The sequence below is a fragment of the Jeotgalibacillus soli genome (assembly GCF_000829435.1).
In the GTDB taxonomy this organism is placed as follows: Bacteria; Bacillota; Bacilli; order Bacillales; family Jeotgalibacillaceae; genus Jeotgalibacillus; species Jeotgalibacillus soli.
Genome location: NZ_JXRP01000007.1, coordinates 1 through 3,103, shown reverse-complemented (window position 1 = coordinate 3,103; position 3,103 = coordinate 1). Strand labels below are relative to the sequence as shown.

The 3,103-nt window shown below is 51.7% G+C and carries 1 rRNA gene; it reads right to left on the bottom strand.

Going from position 1 to position 3,103, the window contains the following annotated elements:
* Positions 1-8 precede the first annotated feature (8 nt).
* Positions 9-2,942, bottom strand: a 23S ribosomal RNA gene (locus KP78_RS02815).
* Positions 2,943-3,103: the final 161 nt, after the last annotated feature.

Genomic DNA, 3,103 nt, shown 5'->3' with positions numbered 1-3,103 from the left:
TATAAAATTTGGTTAAGTCCTCGATCGATTAGTATTCGTCAGCTGCACATGTCGCCATGCTTCCACCTCGAACCTATCTACCTGATCATCTTTCAGGGATCTTACCACTTGCGTGTGGGAAATCTCATCTTGAGGGGGGCTTCATGCTTAGATGCTTTCAGCACTTATCCCGTCCGCACATAGCTACCCAGCGATGCCTTTGGCAAGACAACTGGTACACCAGCGGTGCGTCCATCCCGGTCCTCTCGTACTAAGGACAGCTCCTCTCAAATTTCCTGCGCCCACGACGGATAGGGACCGAACTGTCTCACGACGTTCTGAACCCAGCTCGCGTACCGCTTTAATGGGCGAACAGCCCAACCCTTGGGACCGACTACAGCCCCAGGATGCGATGAGCCGACATCGAGGTGCCAAACCTCCCCGTCGATGTGGACTCTTGGGGGAGATAAGCCTGTTATCCCCGGGGTAGCTTTTATCCGTTGAGCGATGGCCCTTCCATGCGGAACCACCGGATCACTAAGCCCGTCTTTCGACCCTGCTCGACTTGTAGGTCTCGCAGTCAAGCTCCCTTATGCCTTTACACTCTACGAATGATTTCCAACCATTCTGAGGGAACCTTTGGGCGCCTCCGTTACTCTTTAGGAGGCGACCGCCCCAGTCAAACTGCCCGCCTGACACTGTCTCCCACCCGGATTACGGGTGAGGGTTAGAAGTTCAACACAGCCAGGGTAGTATCCCACCAATGCCTCCATCGAAGCTGGCGCTCCGATTTCCAAGGCTCCTACCTATCCTGTACAAGCTGTGCCAAAATTCAATATCAGGCTACAGTAAAGCTCCACGGGGTCTTTCCGTCCTGTCGCGGGTAACCTGCATCTTCACAGGTACTATAATTTCACCGAGTCTCTCGTTGAGACAGTGCCCAGATCGTTACACCTTTCGTGCGGGTCGGAACTTACCCGACAAGGAATTTCGCTACCTTAGGACCGTTATAGTTACGGCCGCCGTTTACTGGGGCTTCAATTCGTACCTTCGCTTGCGCTAAGCACTCCTCTTAACCTTCCAGCACCGGGCAGGTGTCAGCCCCTATACTTCACCTTACGGTTTCGCAGAGACCTGTGTTTTTGCTAAACAGTCGCCTGGGCCTATTCACTGCGGCTCTCTCGGGCTTGCACCCTACCAGAGCACCCCTTCTCCCGAAGTTACGGGGTCATTTTGCCGAGTTCCTTAACGAGAGTTCACTCGCTCACCTTAGGATTCTCTCCTCGCCTACCTGTGTCGGTTTGCGGTACGGGCACCTTAAATCTCGCTAGAGGCTTTTCTTGGCAGTGTGGAATCAAAGACTTCGGTACTAAATTTCCCTCGTCATCACAGCTCAGCCTTCACGGAAACGGGATTTGCCTCATTTCCAGCCTAACTGCTTAAACGCGCATATCCAACAGCGCGATCCTCTATCCTCCTGCGTCCCCCCATCACTCAAATGATTGTTTGGTGGTACAGGAATATCAACCTGTTGTCCATCGCCTACGCCTATCGGCCTCGGCTTAGGTCCCGACTAACCCTGAGCGGACGAGCCTTCCTCAGGAAACCTTAGGCATTCGGTGGAAGAGATTCTCACTCTTCTTTCGCTACTCATACCGGCATTCTCACTTCTAAGCGCTCCACCAGTCCTTCCGGTCTGACTTCACCGCCCTTAGAACGCTCTCCTACCACGGAATCTCATAAGAGATTCCATCCACAGCTTCGGTGATCCGTTTAGCCCCGGTACATTTTCGGCGCAGGGTCACTCGACCAGTGAGCTATTACGCACTCTTTAAATGGTGGCTGCTTCTAAGCCAACATCCTGGTTGTCTAAGCAACCCCACATCCTTTTCCACTTAACGGATACTTGGGGACCTTAGCTGGTGGTCTGGGCTGTTTCCCTTTCGACTACGGATCTTATCACTCGCAGTCTGACTCCCAAGGATAAGTCTTTGGCATTCGGAGTTTGTCTGAATTCGGTAACCCGTTGGGGGCCCCTAGTCCAAACAGTGCTCTACCTCCAAGACTCTCACACTTGAGGCTAGCCCTAAAGCTATTTCGGAGAGAACCAGCTATCTCCAGGTTCGATTGGAATTTCTCCGCTACCCACACCTCATCCCCGCACTTTTCAACGTGCGTGGGTTCGGGCCTCCAGTAAGTGTTACCTCACCTTCACCCTGGACATGGGTAGATCACCTGGTTTCGGGTCTACAACCTGATACTAAATCGCCCTATTCAGACTCGCTTTCGCTACGGCTCCGCCTTATCAGCTTAACCTTGCATCAAATCGTAACTCGCCGGTTCATTCTACAAAAGGCACGCCATCACCCATTAACGGGCTCTGACTACTTGTAGGCACACGGTTTCAGGATCTATTTCACTCCCCTTCCGGGGTGCTTTTCACCTTTCCCTCACGGTACTGGTTCACTATCGGTCACTAGGAAGTATTTAGCCTTGGGAGATGGTCCTCCCGGATTCCGACGGAATTTCACGTGTTCCGCCGTACTCAGGATCCACTCTGGAGGGATGCACGTTTCGATTACAGGATTGTTACCTTCTTTGATGGGCCTTTCCAGACCGCTTCATCTACCTGCATCCTTTGTAACTCCGTATAGAGTGTCCTACAACCCCAAGAGGCAAGCCTCTTGGTTTGGGCTGATCCCGTTTCGCTCGCCGCTACTCAGGGAATCGCAATTTGCTTTCTCTTCCTCCAGGTACTTAGATGTTTCAGTTCCCTGGGTCTGCCTTCAACCGCCTATGTATTCAGCGGAAGATCATATCCCATTACGGATACGGGGTTTCCCCATTCGGAAATCTTCGGATCAATGCTTACTTACAGCTCCCCGAAGCATATCGGTGTTAGTACCGTCCTTCATCGGCTCCTAGTGCCAAGGCATCCACCGTGCGCCCTTTCTAACTTAACCATTTTTGTCTCACAATCCACGGCGCATCTCGCTTTCTAGAGCTGCTTGTGTCTTGCGGTCAAAAAAGTTCTTAACATGTAATTCATTAAAGAATCACTAAAGTGGCGATCACTCGGTTTGTTGCTTTCTTGTTTGATGTCTTTATCCAGTTTTCAAGGAAC